The sequence below is a fragment of the Xanthomonas sp. WHRI 10207 genome, assembly GCF_040202975.1.
Classification (GTDB): domain Bacteria; phylum Pseudomonadota; class Gammaproteobacteria; order Xanthomonadales; family Xanthomonadaceae; genus Xanthomonas.
Genome location: NZ_JBEGDX010000001.1, coordinates 321034 through 340500, shown reverse-complemented (window position 1 = coordinate 340500; position 19467 = coordinate 321034). Strand labels below are relative to the sequence as shown.

15 protein-coding genes are annotated in these 19467 nt (G+C 63.3%); 8 read left to right on the top strand and 7 right to left on the bottom strand.

Annotation, left to right across the window (positions count from 1 at the left end):
* Positions 1–21: 21 nt before the first annotated feature.
* The 3 genes from ABQU90_RS01555 to ABQU90_RS01545 all read left to right on the top strand — a co-directional run bounded on the left by ABQU90_RS01555 (position 22) and on the right by ABQU90_RS01545 (position 5029).
* Positions 22–2061: an oxidoreductase gene (locus ABQU90_RS01555; protein WP_323521775.1), complete on the top strand. Its 2040-nt coding sequence runs from the start codon at positions 22–24 to the stop codon at positions 2059–2061.
* Positions 2062–2285: 224 nt separating this feature from the next.
* Positions 2286–3590, top strand: coding sequence for an MFS transporter (locus tag ABQU90_RS01550; RefSeq protein WP_407078732.1), 1305 nt, complete (start codon positions 2286–2288; stop codon positions 3588–3590).
* A gap of 977 nt (positions 3591–4567) precedes the next feature.
* Complete coding sequence (locus ABQU90_RS01545) at positions 4568–5029, top strand: cell wall hydrolase (RefSeq protein WP_055846073.1); 462 nt, start codon at positions 4568–4570, stop codon at positions 5027–5029.
* Between the two features lie 90 nt (positions 5030–5119).
* On the opposite strand, the gene ABQU90_RS01540 is transcribed toward ABQU90_RS01545, so the two are convergent.
* Positions 5120–5359, bottom strand: a complete 240-nt coding sequence (locus ABQU90_RS01540) for a CBS domain-containing protein (protein ID WP_323521772.1) — start codon at positions 5357–5359, stop codon at positions 5120–5122.
* A 198-nt stretch (positions 5360–5557) separates the two neighbouring features.
* Between ABQU90_RS01540 and ABQU90_RS01535 the strand changes: the two genes are divergently transcribed.
* Positions 5558–6172: a glutathione S-transferase family protein gene (locus ABQU90_RS01535; protein WP_323521771.1), complete on the top strand. Its 615-nt coding sequence runs from the start codon at positions 5558–5560 to the stop codon at positions 6170–6172.
* Between the two features lie 216 nt (positions 6173–6388).
* On the opposite strand, the gene ABQU90_RS01530 is transcribed toward ABQU90_RS01535, so the two are convergent.
* The gene (locus ABQU90_RS01530) at positions 6389–7375 is read right to left on the bottom strand and encodes a malate dehydrogenase (protein ID WP_115512404.1); all 987 of its coding nucleotides are present in this window, start codon (positions 7373–7375) and stop codon (positions 6389–6391) included.
* Between the two features lie 118 nt (positions 7376–7493).
* The gene (locus tag ABQU90_RS01525; protein WP_323521770.1) at positions 7494–7988 is read right to left on the bottom strand and encodes a peptidylprolyl isomerase; all 495 of its coding nucleotides are present in this window, start codon (positions 7986–7988) and stop codon (positions 7494–7496) included.
* Positions 7989–8231: 243 nt separating this feature from the next.
* Here ABQU90_RS01525 and typA point away from each other — a divergent pair, with 243 nt between their 5' ends.
* The 3 genes from typA (at position 8232) to ABQU90_RS01510 (ending at position 12272) form a co-directional block, all read left to right on the top strand.
* On the top strand, positions 8232–10061 hold the full coding sequence (gene typA, locus ABQU90_RS01520; RefSeq protein WP_055846087.1) for a translational GTPase TypA: 1830 nt from the start codon (positions 8232–8234) through the stop codon (positions 10059–10061).
* 21 nt (positions 10062–10082) lie between these two features.
* Positions 10083–10553 carry a DUF2127 domain-containing protein gene (locus ABQU90_RS01515; protein WP_055846090.1) on the top strand — a complete coding sequence of 157 codons (471 nt, stop codon included), beginning with the start codon at positions 10083–10085 and terminating at the stop codon, positions 10551–10553.
* 105 nt (positions 10554–10658) lie between these two features.
* The gene (locus ABQU90_RS01510) at positions 10659–12272 is read left to right on the top strand and encodes an amidase (protein WP_323521822.1); all 1614 of its coding nucleotides are present in this window, start codon (positions 10659–10661) and stop codon (positions 12270–12272) included.
* Positions 12273–12363: 91 nt separating this feature from the next.
* On the opposite strand, the gene ABQU90_RS01505 is transcribed toward ABQU90_RS01510, so the two are convergent.
* Both ABQU90_RS01505 and ABQU90_RS01500 read right to left on the bottom strand, forming a co-directional pair.
* Positions 12364–13491 (bottom strand): mechanosensitive ion channel family protein, encoded by a 1128-nt coding sequence (locus ABQU90_RS01505; protein ID WP_115512406.1) that lies wholly within the window; start codon positions 13489–13491, stop codon positions 12364–12366.
* An 85-nt stretch (positions 13492–13576) separates the two neighbouring features.
* The gene (locus ABQU90_RS01500; RefSeq protein ID WP_323521769.1) at positions 13577–14974 is read right to left on the bottom strand and encodes a class II 3-deoxy-7-phosphoheptulonate synthase; all 1398 of its coding nucleotides are present in this window, start codon (positions 14972–14974) and stop codon (positions 13577–13579) included.
* A gap of 243 nt (positions 14975–15217) precedes the next feature.
* On the opposite strand from ABQU90_RS01500, the gene ABQU90_RS01495 reads away from it, so the two are divergent.
* Positions 15218–17341, top strand: a complete 2124-nt coding sequence (locus tag ABQU90_RS01495) for a TonB-dependent receptor (RefSeq protein ID WP_323521768.1) — start codon at positions 15218–15220, stop codon at positions 17339–17341.
* A gap of 454 nt (positions 17342–17795) precedes the next feature.
* Here the strand turns inward: ABQU90_RS01495 and ABQU90_RS01490 are convergent, their stop codons facing one another.
* Positions 17796–18314 (bottom strand): disulfide bond formation protein B, encoded by a 519-nt coding sequence (locus ABQU90_RS01490; protein WP_055846102.1) that lies wholly within the window; start codon positions 18312–18314, stop codon positions 17796–17798.
* Between the two features lie 670 nt (positions 18315–18984).
* Positions 18985–19368: a 50S ribosomal protein L17 gene (gene rplQ / locus ABQU90_RS01485; RefSeq protein WP_003486665.1), complete on the bottom strand. Its 384-nt coding sequence runs from the start codon at positions 19366–19368 to the stop codon at positions 18985–18987.
* Positions 19369–19467 lie beyond the last annotated feature (99 nt).

Here is a 19467-nt window from a genome sequence, read left to right as displayed (position 1 = left end):
GTACGCCAGCGTATCCATATCATGTCGCCCGCCACCGGCCCTTCCGCCTCCTCCTTTCCGCACCTGTTCACGCCACTCGATCTGGGTTTCACCCAGTTGCGCAATCGCGTCCTGATGGGCTCGATGCACACCGGGCTGGAAGATCGTGCGCGCGATTTCCCCAGGCTGGCCGCCTATTTCGCCGAACGCGCCGCAGGCGGAGTGGGCCTGATTGTCACCGGCGGCTTCTCGCCGAACGTGGTGGGTTGGCTCAAGCCGTTCGGCGGCAAGCTGTCGTGGCCCTGGGAAGTGCGCCCGCACCGCCAGGTCACCCGCGCGGTGCACCAACACGGCGCCAAGATCTGCATGCAATTGCTGCACGCCGGGCGCTATGCGTATCACCCGTTGTCGGTGGCGCCGTCCAAGCTGCAGGCGCCGATCAACCCGTTCACCCCGCGCGCGTTGTCGGCAGCGGCGGTGGACCGGCAGATTGCCGCGTATGCGCGCGCCGCGCGGCTGGCGCGCGAGGCCGGCTACGACGGTGTCGAGGTGATGGGCTCGGAAGGCTATCTGATCAACGAGTTCACCGCCGCGCGGACCAATAAGCGCAACGATGCCTGGGGTGGCGACGCAGCCAAACGCATGCGGTTTGCGGTGGAGATCGTGCGTCGCATCCGTGAAGCCTGCGGGCCGGACTTCATCATCATCTACCGGTTGTCGCTGGTGGACCTGGTCGAAGACGGCAACCAGTGGCAGGAGATCGTGGCGCAGGCGCAGGCAATCGAATCCGCGGGCGCGACCATCATCAACTCCGGCATCGGTTGGCATGAAGCGCGCGTACCGACCATCGCCACCTCGGTGCCACGCGCCGCATTCGCCGGCGTCACCGCCAAGCTCAAACCACACCTGCGCATTCCGGTGGTGGCGAGCAACCGCATCAACATGCCGGAAGTGGCAGAACGCATTCTGTCCGATGGCGCAGCGGACATGGTGTCGCTGGCGCGCCCACTGCTGGCCGACCCGGAGTGGACCAACAAGGCCCGCGCCGGGCAGTCGCACACCATCAATACGTGTATCGCCTGCAACCAGGCCTGCCTGGATCACGTGTTCGAAAACAAACTGGCTACCTGCCTGGTCAACCCGCGCGCGGTGCACGAAACCGAACTGATCTATACGCCCACCACGACACCCAAGCGCATTGCCGTGGTCGGCGCCGGACCGGCGGGGCTGGCGTGCGCGACGGTGGCGGCCGAGCGCGGGCATCGCGTCACCTTGTTCGATGCGAGCAGCGAGATTGGCGGGCAGTTCAATGTCGCCAGGCGTATCCCCGGCAAGGAAGAATTCAACGAAACGCTGCGCTATTTCCGTCATCGCATCGAAGCGACTGGCGTCCAGCTGCGTCTGAGTACCCACGTGCAGGCAGCAGACCTCAAGGACTTCGACGAGGTTGTATTGGCGACCGGCATCGAGCCGCGCAAGGTCGACTTCCCCGGCGCCGATCACCCGATGGTGGTGAACTACCTGGATGTGGTGCTGGGTCGGCATGTGGCCGCCCCCAAGGTGGCGATCATCGGCGCGGGTGGCATCGGTTTCGATGTCGGCGAATTTCTGGTGCACGCCGGGGAGTCGCCAGCGCTGGATCCGCAGCGCTGGATGGCCGAATGGGGCGTGGACCCGACCTTCGAAGCGCGTGGTGCGCTGGCCAAACCGCAACCCGAGCTCCCTACCCGTCAGGTCTGGCTGCTGCAGCGCAGCTCCGGCCGCCCCGGTGCCCGCCTGGGCAAGACCACCGGCTGGATCCACCGCGCAACGCTCAAGGCCAAGGGCGTCAAGATGCTCGGTGGCGTGGAGTATCTGGGCGTGGACGATGCCGGCCTGCGCATTCGCGTGGACGGCGCCGAGCAATTGCTCGATGTCGGCACGGTGGTGATCTGTGCCGGTCAGGAACCGCGACGCGAGCTGCTGGCCGCCCTGCAGGCCAATGGCCAGCAACCGCACCTGATCGGCGGCGCGGACGTGGCCGCCGAACTGGACGCCAAGCGTGCGATCAACCAGGCCAGCCGACTCGCGGCGGTGTTGTAATACGTCAGCCGATGACGCACCAGACAAGCCCGGGATAAGGTTGTGGTGCACCGCCCAGTCGCGATAGCAATCGAGCGGCAGGCCGCTTTCTCCAGGGGAAAGCGGCTTTAACGTTGCATCGGAACGGCTGCCACCCTCGCCTGCAATAACGTCCTCATCGCCTTCTCGCTGCCGTGGCATGCAGCGTTCTTCTTATTGTCTTGGATCGGGGCTATAAGCGGCGGATGCGGACGTCACCGACAACGCGCTTGCTTCCTCCCCTGTCAACGGACACGTTGCTGGCGTACACGGCTGCACACTTCGGCAAAAGCCTGCTCTGGTACACCGGCGAGTTGTTGCTGATCTTCGCCTTGACCGAATACGTGGAACTGAGTGCAACCGCTGCCGGCTTGTCGGTCGCAGCCGGGCTGCTCGTCAGTGCAGGCATGGGGGTGTTCGCTGCGCACCGCTGGCGTGCGGGTGTCAGCCTCGCATGGGCGGGGCGCGTGCAATGGCGAGGCATGTCGCTGGCGGCAGTGACGATGTCGTTGTTGTTTCTGGTTCCGGTATTGCCACCACCTGCACGCCTGCCTTGCGTGCTGTTACTCAGCCTGCCGTTTCGTGCGGCCTACGCCATGGGTGACGTCGCGCAGAACACGTTGCTTGGACTGTGCCGTTGGCCATGGCGCGGAGCGCAAGGCGTGAGTGCGCTGCGATTGATCGGCAGCGGCCTGGCCGCATTATTGATGAGTGCAGCGATCGGACTGCTGTTGCACACAGGGCATCATGCTGGGGCCGCGACTGCAATGACGGTTGTGGGCACGGTGAGTACCATCGCAATGACCTCGTCCTGGTGGCTGCGCCAGACGCTGCACACCCACACGCAGCACGTTAGTAGCCCAACTGCCGATCAATCGATCGCATCCTCGCGTAGCCATCCACGGTTGCCGATAGTGGTGATTGCGTTGCTGTCGCTAGCCTTGCCGACGTTTACCAAACTGGCGCCGTATCTGGCGCAGACGCTGGTCATCTCGCAGCGTTGGGGTAGCGCGCTCCTGATCAGCTACGCCATTGGCTCCGTGGTCGTACAACCGCTGGCCGCGCGCCTGCCTACCAGCGCGCGCCAGCGACTGGGATACAGCGGTATCGCGTTGGTCGGCTGCGGGCTGCTGTTTGCATTGCAGACAACGCGCAGCGTCTGGCCGGATGCGGCGCTGGCGCTTGGCGTGGGCATGGCGGCGGGCAGCGTAGGGCACTGGGTGTGGGCGCGTCATGCCGAACTCTCCATGCACTACGACCCGGCGCACCAAGCTCGCCGCTTTGCCATGCTGACCGCCGTCGCACAGATCGCGCTTGCGCTAGGCAGTGCTGTGGTCGGGCTGCTGCTCCATCTGTACAACGACCACGATGCACCTCAAGAGTCCCTGGCGTGGTCGATGGCGCTCGGGCCCATCGCCTGCGGCTTGGCCTGCCTGCTGCTGGCCTGGAGCACCCGCGCCTTCTCGCTTGCACGGCGATTGCCTGCAGAAACAACACCGACACCGCTATAAACTTGACCGCGCGCACCTAGTTGCACGTTACGCATTTTCTCGACGATTACCGCGCGAAAACGTGTCGCTGGTGCGTACCAAACACGCACGCGTCACTGTCGTGTTGGCCGACGTGGCCGAAGCACGATGCAGATCCAGTCGCTGCGTTAACCAACACCACGTTCGCAATCAAGACACGCAATCGTCCGAATCATTTCACCACCTCGAATATGCGCCTCTGAGCGATGCGCGTGATCGTAGATAGGACCTTGGACATCGATCACTGATGACGTAGCACCGCGACGACCACGCCATAAGACGTGGCGATCTCGGATGTCCGCCGATCCAGCAAGACACCGCGCAGATCTCGCTACAGTTGAGTAAAAGGTGATTGCGACGAAAGTGTCGTGGAGATCGTTGCGGCACCGATGCAGCAGCGCAGTTTTGCAATCGCCTACGACACTTCATGCGTACACGGGCAGACAACTGCTCGTTCAACAATGCCGCGGGATGTGCGACGCCGACGCGTACAAAACGTGCGACTGCTTGTGTGCGTCACTTCAACGACACGCGAATTCAATGACTGTTTTTTCGTTTCCAGATAACGCGTGCAGCCAGCGTGAAAGCAGAACTCATCAACGATCCAGGTGCGCCATCTGCGTAATTTCGAAACACGACCAACACACATGATCCCCTGTCGCCGCGCGAATGCGACGCGCATTGCATGGTGCGATGCATGAGGCATTACCGACGCAACCTAGGCGCAGCGGAGGCAAGCCCGCGTCAACCCCGCCCATTCAGCCAAGATTGTGTGATTGGCGCCTACCTTGCGCCAACTTTTTGACCCACCTCATGTGGTGGGCACCTTCGGTAGATCTCTCTTTCACCGAAGACCGGGCGGCCCGTGACAGGTCGCCTCCCCATGACGCCAAGCCTTTCGTACTGGTGCATTCACTTTGGATGCTCTACGAACCGGCCCATACGGAGCAAGGAGTTGTATGAAGATGATTTGGATATTCTGGCTGGCGCAGTTGATGCCGCAGCCAGCTGCAGATTCGCTGTGTTTGAGCACGACCGTTTATCTGGAAGCGCGCGACCAGACCTTGCGCGGCCAGCAGGCTGTTGCGGAAGTTGCGTTGCGTCGACTGGACAGCGGTTTGTGGGGCGACTCGATGTGCGAGGTAGTCACTGCACGTAAGCAGTTCGCACCGACAATCGTCGCGCCGGGCACGCAGTTGAAGAACGACGATGCCTGGAACAAGGCATTGGGCGTTGCACTCGCCGCAGAACGTAACTGGGCATTGCCTGTGGGTCAGCGCAAGGAGATCGTGCCTGGCGCCAGCCACTTTGCCGCAAGCGCGATTGCTAGCCCGAGTTGGCGGAATGCGTATCAGGTTGCCACCATCGGCGATCACACGTTCTACCGCGTGCAGAAGTTGCGGCCGCGTACTGCGTCGTAAAGACGTAGTGGACCGATAGCGCGTTGCAACGTGTCCACACCGTTGCGATACCGCATTCGGCTAGTAGCGCGGCGTTGTCGCACCAGCCGATCAGTGCGTAGCTCTATGCACGGTGTCTCGCGATCCACGCAAGCGCCCGGCGTGCGCCGCCAGCAAATCGCTACGCGTGATGATGCCGATGACGCGCAGCGTTTGTAGCGTGTCTCTGACAACCAAGCACCTGACGTCGGCGCCGGCCATGTGATCGGCTGCTTCGCGTAGCGAATGCTGTTCGCCAATGACAACCGCCGCGCCGCACGTGCGCGATTGCAGCACTGATGCGATCGCCATTGATGCGGCAACAGCGTCAGTACACGCGGCCGTGTCGTCTCGCACGAAAACGCTTTTCCACGTTACGCAGTGCGCTACACGTCGCGCTGCAGGTCGCAGTGCGCCCAGCGTTACAGCGCATTGCCGTTGATCCCATGGCGGCACAGCTGACCGCCCAACCCGGCTAAGCTTGCACCCCCTAGTCCTCACTGGATGCACATGAAGCTCTACACCAAGCCCGGCGCCTGTTCACTTGCAGACCACATTGTGCTGCGTTGGTCCGGGCTGCCGTTCGACCTGGTCGTGGTCGATGCAGCCACCATGAAGTCGCCCGAGTATCTGCAGCTCAATCCCGCAGGCGCAGTGCCGTTGCTGGTGGTCGATGATTGGGCGTTGACCCAGAACGCGGCCATCCTGAATTACATCGCCGATGTTGCGCCGCTCACCAGCCTGGGCGGTGACGGCAGTGCGCGTAGCCGCGCCGAAATCAATCGCTGGATCGCCTTTTCGAATGCCGATGTGCACCCGACCTTCAAGCCGATCTTCGGCAGCACCGCGTATCTGCAGGACGAGGCATTGATCGCGCGCAGTCACGACGATGCACGCAACAAGTTGCGCGCGCTCTACACGCGCGTCGATGCGCACCTGCAGGGCCGCGAGTGGTTGGCCGGCGACAGCCATACCGGCGCCGATGCCTATCTATTCGTGACCTTGCGCTGGGCCAATAAGGCAGGCGTGGACCTCAGCGGCCTGACCGCACTGGATGCGTTCTTCAAGCGCATGCAGACCGATGCGGATGTGCAGGCCGCCCTGAACGCCGAAGGCCTGTCGTAATCGGCACTGCGGTGTAACGGGTGACGTGATGCCACGTCACACGATAAGGCAGCCCATCGCAGCGCGTGCAGATCATCGCGTTGCGTCGCCCGCAGACCATCGCAGCAAATCGAACTCCGCATGCACGTTCATCGCCTGCATGCAGACAAAAAAACGCCGGGCAATGCCCGGCGTTCTTGTAGCAAATACAGCTTGTAGCAACTACAGCTGCGAACCTCAGCCCAGCAGGTGCGACACGCCGCTGCGCTCTTCTTCCAGCTCGGCCAGGGTCTTGTCGATGTACTTCTGGCTGAAGTCGTCGATCGGCAGATCCTTGACCAGGGTGTACTGGCCGTTTTCGGTGATCACCGGGAAGCCGAAGATCACGCCTTCCGGAATCCCGTAGGAGCCGTCGGACGGCACGCCCATGGTGACCCACTTGCCGTTGCTGCCCAGCACCCAATCACGCACGTGATCGATGGCGGCATTGGCAGCCGATGCGGCCGAGGACAGGCCGCGCGCTTCGATGATCGCCGCGCCGCGCTTGCCCACGGTCGGGATGAAGGTAGACGCGTTCCATTCCTGGTCGTTGATCGCATCGCCGATGGACGCGCCATCGGAGGTGGCGAAACGGTAGTCCGGGTACATGGTCGGGCTATGGTTACCCCACACCACCAGCTTTTCGATGCCGCCGACCGGCTTGCCGAGCTTCAGCGAGAGCTGGCTCAGGGCGCGGTTGTGGTCCAGACGCAGCATGGCGGTGAAGTTCTTCGGGTTCAGATCAGGCGCCGACTTCATCGCGATGTAGGCATTGGTGTTGGCCGGGTTACCGACCACCAGCACCTTGACGTCACGCTTGGCCACCTTGTTCAACGCCGCGCCCTGCGCGGTGAAGATCTTGGCGTTCTCCAGCAGCAGGTCCTTGCGCTCCATGCCCGGGCCGCGCGGACGCGCACCGACCAGCAGGGCCACGTCGATGTCCTTGAACGCCACTTCGGCGTCGTCGGTGCCGACCATGCCGGCCAGCAGCGGGAACGCGCAATCTTCCAGCTCCATCATCACGCCCTTGAGCGCGGCCTGGGCCTTCTCGTTGGACAGTTCCAGCAATTGCAGGATCACCGGCTGATCCTTGCCCAGCATTTCGCCCGAAGCGATACGGAACAGCAGGGCGTAGCCGATCTGGCCGGCAGCGCCGGTCACAGCAACACGAACAGGTGCTTTCATGGGGTGTTTCCTCTGCTAAAAAGCGTTGGTGGGGGTCGCGCGCTGGCGTGGCGCAAGGCCTGGCGGCGCGCTTTGACAAGCAAACGGCCGCACATGGCGGCCGTTCGATGGGGTGCGATCAGGCGGCGAGGATCTTGTTCCACTCCGCAACGCGGTCGGCCTTGGCGGCCAGCACGGCGTCGGTGTCGCCTTCGATGGTGAGCGTGTTGATGGTGTCGCCCTGGGCAACGCTATCCACCACGTCCAGGCCCTGGGTAACCTTGCCGAACACGGTGTGCTTGCCGTCCAGCCACGGGGTGGCGGTGTGGGTGATGAAAAACTGGCTGCCATTGGTGTTCGGGCCGGCATTGGCCATGGACAGCACGCCGCGCTCGTGGCCGACGCCATTGTTGGCTTCGTCTTCGAAGCGATAGCCCGGGCCGCCGCGGCCGGAACCTTCCGGGCAACCGCCCTGGACCATGAAGTCGGCGATGACGCGATGGAAGCTCAGGCCGTTGTAGAAGCCGCGCTTGGCCAGGTTGACGAAGTTGGCGACGGTGAGCGGTGCCTTCTCCGGGTACAGCTCAACAACGATCGGGCCGCGGGACGTGTCGAAAGTGGCGATCAGGGACATGGAAATCCTTGCAGGTTCTGGGGTGATCAACAGCCCATTAGGATACACCCGGGCGCGTGGACGACCGCGCAGTTACGACCATGGTCCAAGGCCGTCGCCGGGCCTGGATCCGCTCGCCGTCACGCTGCCTGAATGGGGGATCTGAATCGCCTTCAGGTAATCCGCAACGGCAGCGCAACGAAACCGCTATAATATTCGGCTTACCTCATCTCAAGACTGGCGCCAGACAGGGGCCCTTTCCGCATGTCCATTGAAAAACTCCGCAATATCGCCATCGTCGCGCACGTCGACCATGGCAAGACCACCCTCGTCGACTGCCTGCTGAAGCAGTCCGGCACCCTGTCCGAACGCACCGTCTTGGCTGAGCGTGTGATGGACAGCAACGATCAGGAAAAGGAACGTGGCATCACGATCCTGGCCAAGAACACGGCCATCACCTGGCAGGGCAACCGCATCAACATCGTCGACACCCCGGGACACGCCGACTTCGGTGGCGAAGTCGAGCGCGTGCTGTCGATGGTGGATTCGGTGCTGATCCTGGTCGACGCGATGGACGGCCCGATGCCGCAGACGCGCTTCGTGACCCAGAAGGCCTTTGCGATGGGCTTCAAGCCGATCGTGGTGGTCAACAAGATCGACCGTCCCGGCGCACGTCCGGACTGGGTGATCGACCAGGTGTTCGACCTGTTCGACAAGCTCGGCGCAACCGACGAGCAGCTGGACTTCCCGATCGTCTACACCTCCGCATTGAACGGCTACGCCAGCCTGGATTCGGACGTGCGCGACGGCGACATGACCCCGCTGTACGAAGCGATCATGCAGCACGTGTCGGCACCGGACGTTGATCCGGACGGCCCGTTCCAGATGCGCATCAGCCAGCTGGATTACAACAATTTCGTCGGTGTGATCGGCATCGGCCGCATCCAGCGCGGCGTGTTGAAGAAGAACATGCCGGTCAGCGTGATCGACCGCGAAGGCAAGAAGCGTCAGGGCAAGGTGCTGCAGGTGCTGGGCTTCCTGGGCCTGGAGCGCATCGAGCAGGACACCGCCGAGGCCGGCGACATCGTCGCCATCTCCGGCGTGGCCGAGCTGACCATCTCCGACACCGTGTGTGCGCTCGACGCCCCGGAAGGCCTGCCGCCGCTGACCGTGGACGAGCCGACCATCTCGATGACCTTCCAGGTCAACAACTCGCCGTTCGCCGGCAACAAGGACCTGTCCGGTGGCAAGTTCCTGACCAGCCGCCAGCTGCGCGATCGTCTGGACCGCGAGCAGGTGCACAACGTGGCACTGAAGGTCGAGGAAGGTTCCGACGCCGACAAGTTCCTGGTCTCCGGCCGTGGCGAACTGCATCTGTCGGTGCTGATCGAAAACATGCGTCGTGAAGGCTACGAACTGGCCGTGTCGCGTCCGGAAGTGATCATCAAGGAGATCGACGGCAAGCAGATGGAGCCGATCGAACAGCTCGTGGTGGACATCGAAGAACAGCACCAGGGCGGCGTGATGGAAAAGCTGGGCAGCCGCAAGGGCCAGCTGAAGAACATGGAATCGGACGGCAAGGGCCGCGTGCGTCTGGATTACATGATCCCGGCGCGTGGCTTGATCGGCTTCCAGAACGAGTTCCGCACCCTGACCCAGGGCTCGGGCCTGCTGTTCCACGTGTTCGACCATTACGGCCCGAAGGAACAGGGCGCCATCGCCAAGCGCCAGAACGGCGTGATGATTGCCAACGCACCGGGCGCCACTCCGGCCTATGCGCTGGGGCCGTTGGAAGAGCGTGGCCGTCTGTTCGCCGCTGAAGGCGACAACGTGTACGAAGGTCAGCTGATCGGTATCCACTCCAAGGACAACGATCTGACCGTCAACGCGATCAAGACCAAGCCGCTGACCAACATGCGTGCTTCGGGCAAGGACGATGCGATCAAGCTGACCCCTGCGATCAAGTACACGCTGGAGCAGGCACTGGACTTCATCGAGGACGACGAGCTGGTCGAAGTCACCCCGAAGGAAATCCGTCTGCGCAAGAAGGGTTTGACCGAAAGCGACCGTAAGCGCTCTGGCCGTTCCGGCTGAGTTACTGACTAAGCCACAGTCGTGAGCAACAAGCCTTACAGCCCGGATCCGCGCGCGCATCCGGGCCTCCACGCGATCGCCTTGCTAGAGGCGGTCAAGGGCGGGCTTGCGCTATTGGCGGCGACGGGCCTGGAAATTCTGGGCCCGCTCCCGCTGCAACATGCGGTCAGTACGCTGATTCGCCGTTTCAATCTGGATCCGGACCACGGCGCATTGCCGTCGTTACTCAAGACCATCAGCCCCGATGCAGTGCATCTGGCGGCCGCCGCAATGCTGGCCTACGGCCTGCTGCATGTGGTGGAAGCCTGGGGTCTGTGGCGTGCCAAGGCCTGGGCCTCGGTACTGGGCTGCCTGTCGGCGGCCATCTATCTGCCCTTCGATATCTACGCCATCGTCCGCCATCCTGGCTGGACCGCTTGGGCCGTGCTGGCGATCAACCTGATCGTGGTCGGCGTACTGGCACGCGATCTGGTCAAGCGCCGACGTCGCTGACCCTGCCTGCCCGTCCACGGGCGCGCGATCACGTTGTCACCCCGACGCAGCGACGTTAGCCTGCGGAAGGTCCCCCGCGGAAAACCTCCCATGCGCTCCACCACCTTGTGCTTTGCGCTGCTGCTGGCGTTGTGCGGCTGTGCGCATGCCGATGACACGATGCGTCCGGCAACCGACGCCGCTTCGGCTACCAAACCGCTTGACCTGATCGATGCCGACGTCGCCGGCCTGCAAGCGCGCATGGCCCGTGGCGACACCACCAGCCTGGCACTGACGCGCGCCTATCTGCAGCGCATCGAGACCATCGACCGCGCCGGCCCCACGCTCAACGCCGTGATCGAGCGCAATGCGCAGGCCGAAACGGATGCCCGCACCCTGGACGCAGAACGCGCCGCCGGACGCGTGCGCGGACCGCTGCATGGCATCCCGGTGCTGCTCAAGGACAACATCGACGCGCTGCCGATGGTCAACAGTGCCGGCTCGCTGGCGCTGGCCGAGTTTCGCCCTGCTCGCGACGCGTTTCTGGTGCAGCGCCTGCGCGCGGCCGGCGCGGTGATCCTGGGCAAGACCAACCTGAGCGAATGGGCCAACTTCCGCTCCACCCAGTCCAGCTCCGGCTGGAGCGCCCGCGGCGGGCTGACCCGCAATCCCTATGCGCTGGATCGCAATCCGTGCGGTTCCAGCGCCGGCACCGGCGCGGCGATCGCCGCCAGTCTGGCCACGGTAGGCATCGGCACCGAAACCGACGGCAGCATCACCTGCCCGGCTGCCGTCAATGGCCTGGTCGGGCTCAAACCCACCGTCGGCCTGGTCAGCCGCGACGGCATCATTCCGATCTCGGCCAGCCAGGACACCGCCGGCCCGATGACCCGCAGCGTCGCCGACGCCGCCGCGCTGCTGCAGGCGATCGCCGCGCCCGATCCGCAGGACCCGGCCACGCGCCATGCGCCGTCGTCCACACCAAACTATCTCGCCCACCTCAAGCCCGATAGCCTGCGCGGCGCGCGCCTGGGCCTGCTGCGCAATCCACTGCGCGAGGATCCCGCGATCGCCGCGGCATTGGATCGCGCCGTACAGACCTTGCGCGCGGCCGGCGCCACGGTAGTTGAGACCGCCCTGGTCACGGATGGCAAGTGGGATGCTGCTGAGCAGACGGTCCTGTTGGTCGAATTCAAGGCCGGTTTGAATGCCTATCTGCGCAGCCACGCTGCGCCGATCAAAGATCTGGACGCACTGATCGCCTTCAATCGCGCCAATGCGCAGCGCGAAATGCCCTACTTCGGACAGGAATTGTTCGAGCAGGCGCAGGCTGCGCCCGGCCTGGAGGACCCGGGCTATCTGAGCGCGCGCGCCAGCGCCAGGCGGCTCGCTGGCGAGCAAGGCATCGACGCAGCCCTGAAAGCCGACCGACTGGACGCACTGATCGTGCCGACCACCGGCGCTGCCTGGGTCACCACGCTCGGCAAGGGCGACACCTTTCCCGGCGCCGGCTACGGCGCCGCAGCAGTGGCCGGGTATCCCAGCCTGAGCGTGCCGATGGGGCAAACCCAGGGTCTGCCACTCGGATTGCTGTTCATGGGCACCGCCTGGAGCGAGCCGCGCCTGATCGAACTGGCCTACGCCTACGAGCAACGCAGCCACGCGCGATTTGCGCCCGGCTACGCGCCAAGCGCATCGCCGGCGACACCGGCCGCACCGCAGCCGAAGGCGCCCGACTGACTGAGAGTCTGCAAAGCAGCACTGGTCATCGATTGATGCGCACGCCGCACGCCGCACTACCGAACCTGCCGCAGCCTGTCGGCAGGCACAGCTAGATCGAAGCCGCAGGCTCGCCGTCTTCTGCACCTGGCGAACGCACGCTGTCCGGTGCGATCGGCTCCTTCGCGCCTGATGACGGTTTTTCCTGCGTTGCAATTTCGGCGCGGATTCTGGGCAGCGCATAAGCGTGCTCGCGGGTCAGAAAATCGATCATGCGTTCGCGCACCAGACAACGCAGATCGAACGCATCGCCGGAATTGCGCGCGCTCACCAGCAAACGCACCTGGATGGTGTTGTCGCTGGTGTCGGTGATCTGGGTGACGCAGACGCGCCCATCCCATAACGGCTCGCTGTGGCAGATGCGCTCCAGCTCCGCGCGCACTGCCGCAATCGGCGTGCGGTAATCCAGCCACAGGAACGCGGTACCGAGCAGGTCCGCACTGGCGCGCGTCCAGTTCTGAAACGGGTTTTCGATGAACCAGGTCAACGGCACCACCATGCGCCGTTCGTCCCAGATCCGCACCACCACGTACGAGCTGCCGATCTCTTCGATACGGCCCCATTCCCCTTCCACGATCACCACGTCATCCAGGCGGATCGGCTGAGTCAGCGCAATCTGCAAGCCGGCGATCAGGTTGCCGAACACCGGCTTGGCCGCAATACCTGCCACCAGCCCGATGATCCCCGCCGACGCCAGCAGCGTCTTGCCGATCTGGCGCACCTGCTCAAAACCGAGCAGCACCACCGAGATACCGAGCAGGATCACCGTGCCCATCACCACGCGACTCAAGACCCGTGTCTGGGTCTGGATACGCCGCGCGGTGAGATTGTCCGACACCTCGATCGGATTGCTGCGCAGAATCGCCATTTCGCCGGCGGCGACCGCACGCACCAACAACCAGGTGACGCAGCCGACAATGCCGACATGCAACAAGTGCTGCACCGCTGCCAGCGCCTTGCCGGATAGCGGCGTGGCCTCGGTGGCGATGCCCAGAAACAGCAGCGGCAGAATAAAGGCGGCCGGCAGCGTGACCACGCGAATGATGCGTGCGCGGCGGTAATCGCGGCCCTGCATGCGGCGAAACAGCCACAGCATCAGCGACCAGGTAACGACGCCCGCCAGCAGCGCGGCGCCCAGCGGGATTGCGTATTCGCGGATGACGTTCCAATCGGCAGTCAAACCGTTCCTCCTGTGGGGGGAAAGAGGGATGGCTGCAAGAGCATGCCGCATGCGGCATGAGCGTCACGTCATACGCACACTGACTTCATGCGCCCAGCGGCTGCGATGCCACCTGTTGCTGCTTGCGCACGATCGCCATCGCAATTTCCAGCGACTGCTCATAGTTCAAGCGCGGGTCCACGCTGGAGCGATACGCACGCTCCAGATCGCGTTCGGTCAACTCGCGCGCGCCGCCAGTGCATTCGGTGACATCTTCGCCGGTGAGTTCCAGATGCACGCCACCCAGCCGCGTGCCGGCCGCCGCATGCAGATCGAACGAGGTTTCCACTTCGCTGCGAATATTGTCAAAACGCCTTGTTTTATAGCCATTTCCGGTGCTTTCGGTGTTGCCATGCATCGCATCGCAGACCCATAGCACGCGTCGGCCATCGCGCTTGACCGCATCCAGCAACGGCGGCAGTTTCTCGGCAATCTGCGTGGCACCCATGCGATGAATGAAACTCAGGCGGCCAGGTTCGTCTTCCGGATTGAGCACATCGATCAGGCGCAGCAGCTGGTCCGGCTGCACCGACGGCCCCACCTTGATCGCGATCGGATTGCGCACGCCACGCAGATACTCCACGTGCGCGCCATCCAGCGCCGCGGTACGCATGCCAATCCACGGGTAATGCGTGCTGAGATTGAACCAGCCCCACTGGCGCGGCACCTGCCGGGTCAGGCCTTCTTCGTACGGCAGCAACAGTGCTTCGTGAGATGTGTAGAAATCGATGCGATTGAGGTTGTACACCTCCGATCCGGACAGGGTTTCCATGAAGCGCACTGCATCGCCGATCGACGCCACCATCTTCTGGTAGTCCGCCGCCAGCGGCGAATAGCCCACCCAATCCAGATTCCAGTATTCGGGGTGATGCAGGTCGGCGAAGCCGCCATCGATCAACGCGCGCACGAAGTTCATCGTCATCGCCGAACGCGAGTGCGCGGTGATCATGCGGCGCGGGTCAGGCACACGCGCCGCCTCGGTGAAGGCCGGCGCATTGATCACATCGCCGCGGTAGCTGGGCAAGGTCACGCCATCGCGCGTTTCGGTATCGGCCGATCGCGGCTTGGCGTACTGCCCGGCAAAGCGCCCTACCCGCACCACCGGCAGGTGCAGGCCATGCACCAGCACCAGGCTCATTTGCAGCAGCACTTTCAGCCGATTGGAGATCGTGCCCGACTCGCAATCGCTGAAGTTCTCCGCACAATCGCCGCCCTGCAGCAGGAAGCGCTTGCCCTCCTGCGCTTCTGCCAGCTGGCGTTTGAGCGCGAAGATCTCCCAAGAGGTCACCAACGGTGGCAACTGCCCCAACTCGTCCATGGCGCTCTGCAGTGCGGCTTGATCCGGATACACCGGCAGCTGCAGTGCGGGTTTGCCACGCCAGCTACCGGGCGCCCACACGGAGGCAGCGGAATCGGAAACGAGAGAAGGGGCGGAAAGATTCATGGCAACAGCACTCCTGGACAGCCTGCGATGGTGGCAGAGCCGGCGCGTCTCGCAAAGCGCTCTGCACCGATGCCGTCCAGGGACGAAAGCACTGTTGGCGCGGCAACGCCTGCCAAGCGGTCGCGAGCGACTGAACCGCAAGCAAAGCCATCGGCCCAGGCATGACTTTCGGCCTACGCTAGCGCCCGCCCGCAAGCAGAATGTTATGAGGTAACACCCCTCCCTAGCCGTCCTGCGACCGCCATGACCCCTCGCCGCCTCCCAGCCGCCATCGTTTCCATCCTGCTGTCTTCCTGTGCCGGTACCGCAATCGCCGCAGATGCCGTTGCCGACCAAACCACCGATCTGGACACCGTCAACGTAATCGCCAAGCTCGAGGCGGCGCGCAACGCCTTGTCACCGGATATCGGCAGCAGCCAGTACGCCATCACCGCTGAAGACATCGACCGCCTCCCGCTCGGCGCCTCCACACCGCTCAACCAGGTGCTGTTGCAGGCGCCGGGCGTGGTGCAGGACTCGTATGGCGGCATTCACGTGCGCGGCGATCACGCCAACCTGCAGTACCGCATCAATGGCGTGATGCTGCCCGAATCCATCTCCGGCTTCGGCCAGAGCCTGGAGCCGCGCATCATCAAGAACCTCAAACTGCTCGATGGCGCCTTGCCCGCGCAGTTCGGCGACCGCACCGCCGCAGTTGTCGACATCACCACCAAGAACGGCGCCGAGCTGGGCAATGGCGGCAGCGTCGGCATCACCGGCGGCTCCTACGACACCGTCAATCCGAACGCCTCGCTGTGGGGCAGCAGTGGGCGCTGGAGCTGGTTTGTGACCGGCGACTACGAACAGAACAGCCACGGGCTGGAAAACCCGGTCGACAGCCGCTCTCCCGAACACGACAAGACCCATCAGGGCAAAGGCTTTGCCGATCTGAGCTATCTGATCGACGAAAATACCCGCCTCAGCCTGTTGGTCGGCTATGCCAACAATCGCTTTCAGATTCCCAATAATCCCGGCCAGACTCCGGCCTTCGATTACCTTGGCACCACCGATTTCGATTCCTCGCGTCTGGACGAAAACCAGCGCGAAACCACCCGTTTTGGCACCTTGGCACTGCAGGGCACGCTCGGCGACACCAGCTATCAGCTGTCGGCTGGCCAGCGTTACAGCAGCGTCGCCTTCTCGCCCGATGTGGCCGGCGACCTGATCTTCAACGGCATCGCCTCGCAGGTGGACCGCAGCAATCGCGCCAATACGGTGCAGACGGATTTCTCCACGCCTTGGGGCAATGCGCACACGCTGCGCTATGGCCTGTACGGCAACTTTGAACACGCCATCGCCAGCAACAATTCCTTTGTTTTCCCGGCCGATGCCGACGGCAACCAGAGCAGCAACGTGCCGGTGTTCATTGCCGATGGCAGCCGCTTCCACGCCAGCACGTACGCGCTGTATCTGCAGGACGAATGGAAGATCGCCGACGACTGGACCGTCAACTACGGCGTGCGTGGCGACCGCTACAAGGCCTTCGGGGCAAGCGAGGGCCAGCTCAGTCCGCGCCTGGGCGTGGTCTGGACCGCAAGCGACAGCACCACCGTGCATGCGGGCTACGCGCGCTACTTCACGCCGCCTGCCAGCGAGCTGATCTCTACCAGCGATATCGCGCTGTACGACGGCACCACCAACCAGCAGTCCACCGGCGGCGGACCGACCACGCCGCTCAGCGAACGCAGCGATTACTACGACCTCGGCATCTCGCAAGTAGTGAGCGATCACCTGACCTTGGGCCTGGACACTTACTACCGCAAGGCCGACCGTTTGCAGGACGAAGGCCAGTTCGGCGCCGCTTATGTCTATTCCACCTTCAACTACCGCAACGGCCGCATCCGTGGTGCGGAATTCAGCGCTGACTACAGCAATGGCCCTGTCACCGCGTATTTCAATCTGGCCTACAGCAAGGCGATGGGCAAACAAGTCCTGACCAGCCTGTACAACTTCGACCCGGACGCATTAGCGTACGCGCAAAACAACTGGATCCATCTGGACCACGACCAGAAGCTGACCTCCTCCGGCGGCATCAACTACGCCATCAGCGACAGCAGCCGGATCGGTGCGAATTACCTCTACGGCAGCGGCCTGCGCACCGATACCGACACTGTGCCCAATGGCGGAGAACTGCCCTCGTACTTCCAGTTGAATCTCAGCGCCGGGCACGATTTCGCGCTTACCGCGCATCCGCTCCACGCGCAGCTGGCCGTCCTCAACGTGCTCGATCGCAGCTACCAGCTACGCGATGGCGGCGGCATCGGCGTGTTCGCGCCGCAATGGGCGCCGCGCCGTGGTGTTTATCTAAGTCTGCAGCAGACATTCTGAGCGCAACACGCGGCGCACCGGAAACTGCGCAACGCAGCAGAAGGACCCGGTCGATTCCGGGTCCTTCTGCTTTTTCAGGCACAACGAAAATCAGGGTATTGGATCTGAGTGGTCAAACGCCTGTACCTGCCATGTCGCTAGCTCAAGCTCAGCGCTTCGGCACGTCATAACGTCCATCAACGTAACGCCTTACCCACGCGCCGCCCAGAGCGTGCCGGTGCCAGCGCTGACGCAATTGGCCGACCTCACGAAAGCACCATGCTCAACCAAACCAGCCGCAGCACCTGTGCGCAACGCAACGCACAGCCGCGCGCGACGAGTAACGGCCAGCAAGCGGAGAGTGAGCGCGCAGCGCACTGCGCACAGAAGCGGACTGCTTACAGAACGCGATTTCGCGCAGCGGCCCTACTGCCCCGGTCACCGGAGCAGTTCTCTCGCCGGCGATCAACGCCCGTCAGTGATGCACAGACGTCCGGCGTGCTTTGAAGCCGGCGTACAGCGCCCACAAGGCTAGCGACACGAACCAGACCATGCTCCACATCGGCATGCTCAGGCCCAGAAACCGCCAGTCGATGTTGCCGCAATCCCCGGTGCCGGTCAGCACGGTGCGGAACACTTCGAACGGCCCCATCGTCTCGCTCAGAAAGCTCAGCGGCGGGCCGCATGACGACATCATGTCCTTGGGCCGGATCTGCACCCAGACGTGCCGTGCCGCGATACCCATACCCACACCGGCGGCGATGAAACTCAGCACGCCATACACCTTGCGCCCACCAGCAGCACGCGGCCCATGCAGCGCACCCAGCAAGAAAAACACAGCCAACGCCGCAAACGCGATCCGCTGAAAAATACACAACGGGCAAGGCTCGAGCCCCAGGTGCAATTGTACATAGATCGCGTAGGCCAGCAGTCCTGCGCAAGCAACAAACCCCAACAGAAACTGTGCCCGGAAACCCCAACGGAATGGATTCATCGTGACCGCTTGCCTAGGACCAAGGCGTCGATTATCAGCCATGACCGCCGCCGTGACCACGGATGCATGCGTCTGACGGAGCGCCTGCTGCGAAGCGCTGCAACAGCTACGTTGTGCCGTCGACCTTAGCGATTAGGTGCAGAGCACTCAGCCGACCCTCGGGGATGGTGGAGCCATCCAGATCGCTCGGCGTGGATGGTGATTAGGGTCGGGCACGAACAGGTGACGCACATTGACCACATCACCGCTAATTGCCTGACACGGACACAGATGAAGGCGTTACACGCGGAATCCGCCCCCCTTCTCTGCGCTCTCAACCAGGTCCTTGGGAGCCCAACGGATACTGGAAACAAGCCTTCGACCCACGCCCCGCCCAAGACGTTGGTGGCTCTCACTTGATTTGCGGCGCGTCGCTCCAGCGCCCCAATACGGCCTCGCCTATCCCACACACCCCCCGACTTCCCCGGGCTCCAAACTCGCATTTCTGCCCCCAAACGCAGGCGACACGAACTGGCGGATTCTTCAACCCACGCAGGCAGTACCGCAGCGCCACGTAAGCGCACCAAACCAGCCGCGCACCCCATGCCGCGTCCATCGATAATCCAAACGCCCCAATAAAAAAGCCCGGCGTGAGCCGGGCTTTTTCGAGAATCTGTATGAAGCGATCCGATTACTCGGCCACTTCTTCTGCCACGACCGGACGGTCGACCAGCTCGACATACGCCATCGGCGCATTGTCACCGGCACGGAAGCCGGCCTTCAGGATGCGCAGGTAGCCGCCGGGACGGGTCGCGTAACGCGGGCCCAGTTCGACGAACAGCTTGCCCACGGCTTCCTTGTCGCGCAGGCGAGCAAACGCCAGACGACGATTGGCCACGCCATCGACCTTGCCGATGGTGATCAGCGGCTCGGCGACGCGACGCAGTTCCTTGGCCTTCGGCAAGGTGGTCTTGATCAGCTCGTGCTTGAACAGCGAAGCCGCCATGTTGCGGAACATGGCTTCGCGGTGCGCGCTGGTGCGGTTGAACTTACGACCGGATTTCTGGTGACGCATGAGTGTGATTTCCTAAGGAATGTTGAGACTACTGAGAGACGTTGTCGCCATCCTGGCGCTGTTGAATGGACTGCGGTTGGTCCGAACCGGCCGTCCTTC